Origin of the sequence: Neobacillus solisequens (assembly GCF_051233465.1) — a bacterium.
Lineage (GTDB): Bacteria > Bacillota > Bacilli > Bacillales > Cytobacillaceae > Neobacillus.
In genome coordinates this window covers 51419-57710 of the sequence record NZ_JBKFGJ010000029.1, presented here as the reverse complement: position 1 = coordinate 57710, position 6292 = coordinate 51419, and the positions used below count along the sequence as shown (strand labels likewise).

The 6292-nt window shown below is 39.1% G+C and carries 7 protein-coding genes; all 7 read right to left on the bottom strand.

Annotated elements, in window-relative coordinates:
- Positions 1-533: 533 nt before the first annotated feature.
- Positions 534-2018, bottom strand: coding sequence for a lysine--tRNA ligase (gene lysS / locus ACI3K6_RS22575; RefSeq protein WP_435556577.1), 1485 nt, complete (start codon positions 2016-2018; stop codon positions 534-536).
- A gap of 217 nt (positions 2019-2235) precedes the next feature.
- Positions 2236-3228 (bottom strand): tRNA dihydrouridine synthase DusB, encoded by a 993-nt coding sequence (dusB, locus tag ACI3K6_RS22570; RefSeq protein WP_435556576.1) that lies wholly within the window; start codon positions 3226-3228, stop codon positions 2236-2238.
- Between the two features lie 22 nt (positions 3229-3250).
- A complete protein-coding gene (locus ACI3K6_RS22565; protein ID WP_335477545.1) occupies positions 3251-3457 on the bottom strand; it encodes a helix-turn-helix domain-containing protein in 207 nt (68 codons plus the stop codon).
- Complete coding sequence (gene folK / locus ACI3K6_RS22560; protein WP_435556575.1) at positions 3409-3936, bottom strand: 2-amino-4-hydroxy-6-hydroxymethyldihydropteridine diphosphokinase; 528 nt, start codon at positions 3934-3936, stop codon at positions 3409-3411. The genes ACI3K6_RS22565 and folK overlap by 49 nt, the downstream gene beginning before the upstream one ends.
- Before the next feature lie 2 nt (positions 3937-3938).
- On the bottom strand, positions 3939-4298 hold the full coding sequence (gene folB / locus ACI3K6_RS22555) for a dihydroneopterin aldolase (RefSeq protein WP_335477549.1): 360 nt from the start codon (positions 4296-4298) through the stop codon (positions 3939-3941).
- Entirely contained in the window at positions 4291-5064 is a 774-nt protein-coding gene (folP, locus tag ACI3K6_RS22550) for a dihydropteroate synthase (RefSeq protein WP_435556582.1), read from the bottom strand. Before folP ends, folB begins: the two co-directional genes overlap by 8 nt.
- Positions 5065-5273: 209 nt before the next feature.
- Positions 5274-6200: a cysteine synthase A gene (gene cysK / locus ACI3K6_RS22545; RefSeq protein ID WP_435556574.1), complete on the bottom strand. Its 927-nt coding sequence runs from the start codon at positions 6198-6200 to the stop codon at positions 5274-5276.
- Positions 6201-6292 lie beyond the last annotated feature (92 nt).

The window sequence follows — 6292 nt, the reverse complement described above, 5'->3', positions numbered from 1 at the left end:
AGGATCAAACTCTCCAAAAAGAGTGATTAGCTCATAAAATAAAACGTTGGCTTCATTTCTAACGAAATGAATATTATTGTTTGTTGACGTTCTTGTTTGTTTAGTTTTCAAAGATCAATCTTCATCGCTCTCAAAAGCGACTTTATTATCATACCAAGCTATCAACACAAAGTCAATAACTTTTTTAAAAAATTTCTTTGTTGAAAACGTAATGTTTCGCAACAACAGTTATTAATATACCACCTTCAAAAGTTTAGTGCAATAGTTTTTTTCGTTTTGTTTTAAAGTTTTAATTTTCTCACCCCTTCTTAAAAAATGCTGTTTTAAACCCCCTCTCATTTCCTCCCCACGCATTGTCATTTAGTAGATAAAAATGGATAATGACAGTTCCTAAAAATAGCAACAGCTACCGTGTTCTATGTTAATCTTTTTTATAATTAGCTAGTACTTAATTCTTTACGTGGTGCTTTTCGTTAGAACAAATAGAACAAAAAAAGGGGTACCGAACAATATCTCGGCACCCCCTTTAATCATTATTTATGACGCATTAACGGGAATAATAGGACATCACGGATAGATGGAGCGTTTGTTAATAGCATAACTAAACGGTCGATACCAATTCCTAATCCACCTGTTGGTGGCATTCCGTATTCTAATGCCTCGATGAAGTCATCATCCATTAAATGAGCTTCGTCATTACCTTGTTCACGTTCTTTTAATTGGGCTTCAAAACGTTCTCTTTGATCGATTGGATCGTTAAGCTCTGTGAAAGCATTAGCATGCTCACGAGCGACAATAAACAATTCAAAACGATCAGTAAAACGTGGATCTTCATCATTTTTCTTCGCAAGAGGAGAAATTTCCACTGGATGACCATAAATAAAGGTTGGCTGAATTAATTTTTCTTCCACCTTTTGTTCAAAGAACTCATTCACGATGTGACCATATAGCATATGTTCAGTAATCTCGACACCGTGTTCTTTTGCAAGCGCCCGGGCTTCTTCCACGCTCATTTCCTTCCAGAAGTCTACACCCGTATATTCCTTAATGGCATCGACCATGTGAAGTCTCTTCCATTCTGGTTTTAAATCCACTTCATACTCACCATATTGAATCGTGGTAGTTCCTAATACTTCTTGGGCACAATGAGCAATCAGGTTTTCTGTAAGAGCCATAACATCACGATAATCTGCATAAGCTTCGTAAAGCTCAATCATTGTAAACTCTGGATTGTGACGTGTGGAAACACCTTCGTTTCTAAAAACACGGCCAATCTCATAAACTTTTTCCAAACCGCCGACGATTAATCGTTTTAAGTGAAGTTCAATAGCGATCCTCATATATAATTCCATATCAAGCGCATTGTGATGTGTGATGAACGGACGGGCAGAGGCACCTCCCGCAATCGCATGCATCATTGGTGTTTCAACTTCCAGGTAGCCATTATCATCTAAGTAGCGGCGCATGGCTTGAATAATCTTACTGCGAGTAATGAAAGTTTCTTTGCTCTCCTGACTCATGATTAGGTCAAGGTACCGTTGGCGATATCGTTGTTCAACATCCTTTAAACCATGGAACTTATCAGGAAGCGGGCGAAGTGCTTTTGAAAGAAAGACAAAGTTTGAAACTTTGATAGATAACTCGCCGACCTTTGTTTTGAAAAGAGTCCCATGTACCCCAACAATGTCCCCTAAATCTGCTGAGTCAAAAATTTCATATTGTTCTTCTCCAACAGCATCTAGTCTTACATAGATTTGAATTTGACCTGTCAAATCCTGTATATGCGCAAAACCGGCTTTACCTTTTCCGCGCTTGGTCATTATTCTTCCAGCAAGAGAAACTGCTACATTTTTACCTTCTAGGTCTTCTTTTTCAATTCCATCGAATTGTTCAATAATTTCTTTTGTCGTGTGAGACCGCTCAAAACGTTTGCCGAATGGGTCAAGGCCCTTTTCACGCATAGCCGACATTTTTTCACGTCTGACAATCAGCTGGTCATTTAATTCTTCATTACTCACAGGTATCAACTCCATTATTAATATCTTATATTATGTAAACGCTGGGATATACTCGTCCATCAACACGTTTCATGCATACTTCTATTATTTTACACAAAATGAACGTTTCAGACATCAAAAAATGTGATATAAATAAAAACTGCCAGTATGAGACCGGCAGTTGAATAAATGTAAACACAAACATTATAGAAAAAGAGTCTATTAATGTCAAATATATCTATCCGACGATAGCTTGATTTTGAGATTCATCTAATGCTAATTCATTTAATAAAGAAACAAGCTGCTCACGGGTTTGACATTCATTGATGGCATTACGCACCTTAGCATTACCGCGGATTCCTTTTAAATACCAAGCCGCATGCTTACGCATTTCTCTCACCGCAATATCCTCATTTTTCAATGCAATTAACCGGTCTAAATGAAGGATGCAGACATCCATTTTCTCACGTACAGATGGCTCACCCAATAATTTGTCTGTCTCTAAATATTGAACGGTACGATAAATCATCCACGGGTTACCCAATGCTGCTCTTCCAATCATGACTCCGTCACAGCCCGTTTCTTCAAGCATCCGTTTAGCGTCCTGCGGGGTTTGGACATCTCCATTCCCAATCACCGGAATCGTAACGGATTGTTTAACCTCTCTGATAATATCCCAATTAGCCTTACCTTCATACATTTGCACACGTGTTCTTCCGTGGAGGGCAATAGCCTTCCCGCCTGCACGCTCGACAGCTTGTGCATTCTTGACAGCAAAAATATGATCCTCATCCCAACCCATTCTCATTTTGACCGTAACGGGTTTCTCCACAGCATGGACTACAGCGGATACCATTTCATAAATTTTATTTGGGTCTAACAACCATTTTGCCCCTGCATCACATTTTGTGATTTTTGGAACAGGACATCCCATGTTGATATCAATAATATCAGCATTGGTATTTTGATCTACGAATTTCGCTGCTTCCACTAGCGTTTCCTTTTCACCGCCAAAAATCTGCAAACTCAACGGTTTTTCACGCTCATCTATATATAGCAAATTCATTGTTTTTTCGTTTTTAAAAACAATTCCTTTATCACTGACCATTTCAGCACAGACTAAACCTGCACCAAATTCCTTAACCGTTAGACGGAATGCTGAGTTGCAAACTCCGGCCATCGGAGCCAGAACGACTTGGTTTTTCATTTCGATATTACCAATTTTCAACATATCTCTACCTCCGATTCCTGTTTTACTCTTTTGGAGCTAATTCCTCTATACTAACATTTAAACACTTTATTATTTTTTCAAGTAAGTCACCTGTCGGCAGGCGATTTCCTCGTTCAATTTCACCAATAATAGATACTGATACACCAAGTTCCTTCGAAAAGCTCTCCTGTGTAAAACCCTTTAGCTTCCGATAGGCTCGAATACGTCTTCCCCACTTTTCCGCTTCCATATTCGGACTCCTTCTTTGTCTGGTAATTCATTCAAGTGCTGTATGACCGGCTTTTCATTTCCAGCCAATAAAAGATCGGGCTTTATTTCAATTAGCGGAATCATAACAAAGGCCCGCTCCAATATACGTGGATGTGGAATAGTAAGGTTCTCCGTTTCAATATTTTCTTGATTATAGGTTAGGATGTCAAGGTCTATTGTCCGAGGTCCCCACTTAATTTCCCTCTTTCTTCCAAGTGCCAATTCTGTTGCCAAGCATTTTTCTAATAATTCATTTGCGCTTAACCCAGTTCTCACTTCAATGACCATATTTAAAAATAAATCCTGGTCTGTGTAACCGACAGGATCTGTTTCATATACAGAAGATTTATTTACCAATTTTATGTTCGGGTCACTTGATAACATTTTAATTGCCTCAATCAAGGTGTCATAACGATTACCCAAGTTCGAGCCAAGGGCGATAAATGCAATATTTTCCATTATTATCTACTCCTTGTCAGTTCTATAGCCACGCTTTTATAATGACCAGGAATAGGAGGATCTGGTTTGATTACCTTCACAGTAACCTCATGGACTAGTGGAAATCCTGTAAGAACAGCACCAGCAATTTTTTCAGCGACCGCTTCTACTAGTTTAAATGGTTTACCTTCAACAATTTCTTTACACAATTGATAGAGCTCTCCATAATGAACTGAATATTTAAGGTCGTCAGTCTCTCCCGCCTGCCTTAAATCAACCTTAACTGATAAATCCACTTTAAAACGTTGTCCCAGTACATTCTCCTCCGGAAAAACGCCATGGTAACCATAGAATTCCATTTCATTTACATATATTTTATCCAATCTGATCACCTTTTCCCATAAGTGCATCCATCATTTTGGCCATTCTGCTCATTTCCTTAACATCATGAACCCTGATTATCTGGCACCCCTTTTGGATTCCGTAGCAAACGGTAGCTCCTGTTCCTTCCATTCTTTCACTAACAGGGAGATTAAGGGCCTGTCCAATCAACGACTTACGAGAAGTACCTAATAGTACAGGATACCCCAACATGGTAAGCTTATCTAAATTTTGCATCATCATTAGGTTTTCTTGATAATCTTTAGCAAAACCAATCCCAGGGTCCAAGATAATATTATGATCCTTTACACCGGCATTTTTAACGAGCGTGATGCTTTCGAATAAGTCGCTAATGACATCTCTGACAAACATAGAATACTGACGATCATGGCGATTGTGCATTAGTATAATCGGAGCATCAAACTCCGCCGCTACAGTGGCCATTTGATCATCAGCCTTGGCACCCCAAATATCATTAATAATATGGGCACCCGCTTTCAAAGCCTGCTTGGCCACTTCTGCTTTATACGTATCAATTGAAATAGGTACCTGTACATGTTGAGCTATTGCTTCAATGACTGGTATAACTCGTTCTAATTCCTCATCCAAAGAAACGGCTGTAAAACCAGGGCGAGTGGATTCTCCACCAATATCAATAATGTCCGCACCATTTGCTACCATTTCTTTTGCATGCTCAATGGCCATTTCAATTACATTAAACCTTCCTCCATCCGAAAAGGAATCCGGTGTCACATTTAGAATTCCCATCACATTGGTTTTTTTCGTAAAATCCAATATATAGGGACCACAATGAATTGTTTGCACCTCTTATTTCATCCCCCTTGCCAAAATTACAACTCTTATTATCATACATGAAATTGGTTTATCAATAAAGCAATGGAGGACCCAGAATTTATTTAAGTTCATAAAAAAGAAGCATGGCTTTTTGTAAGCCAATGCCTCTTTTTTAATAGGAATTATTCTGCATCGTATTGATATAATGGTGTACTTAAATAACGCTCACCGTTATCAGGAATGATCGCAAGAACCTTTTTACCTTTGCCAAGTTCTTTTGCTACCTTCAGGGCCGCAGAGATGGCTGCTCCTGAAGAGATGCCACCTAGAATCCCTTCTTCTCTTGCTGCACGGCGGGAAGCTTCAAATGCCTCTTCAGTGGTAATTTGAACCACTTCATCATAAATATTTGTATTTAACGTATCAGGAACAAATCCTGCTCCAAGGCCTTGAAGTTTATGAGGGCCAGGCTTTCCACCCGAAAGGATATTTGAATCCTTTGGCTCAACTGCATAAATCTTAGCATTTGGGAATTTTTCACGAATGACACTTCCCGCACCGGAAATGGTTCCACCTGTACCGATACCGGATACAAATGCATCCAGTTGGTCCATTTGCTCTACAATTTCTTTCCCAGTTGTTTTTCTATGAACTTCAGGGTTTGCTTGGTTTTTAAATTGTTGCGGCATGAAATAGCCGTTTTCTGCTGCAAGTGCTTCTGCTTTAGCAATAGCACCTTTCATACCTTCTGGTCCCGGAGTTAACACAAGCTCTGCCCCGTAAGCACGAAGGAGATTTCTTCTCTCTAAGCTCATTGTTTCAGGCATTACAAATACGGCACGATATCCTTTTGCAGCAGCAATCATTGCAAGACCAATTCCAGTATTACCACTGGTTGGTTCAATAATGGTATCACCTGGTTTAATTAAACCCTCTTGTTCTGCGGCCTCAATCATTGCTAAACCAATCCGGTCCTTAACGCTACTTCCAGGGTTAAAATATTCAAGCTTTAAGTATACTTCTGCGCTATTGTCATCTACTAATCTATTTAGCTTTACAATTGGTGTTTGGCCGACTAATTCGGCAACTGAATTTGCAACACGAACCATATGGGCACCTCTATTCCGAGTATTTTTATTGGATTTATATACAATTTACCAATTTTAAACTGGTTTTGTCAATCATTTTGCTATGGGAATTT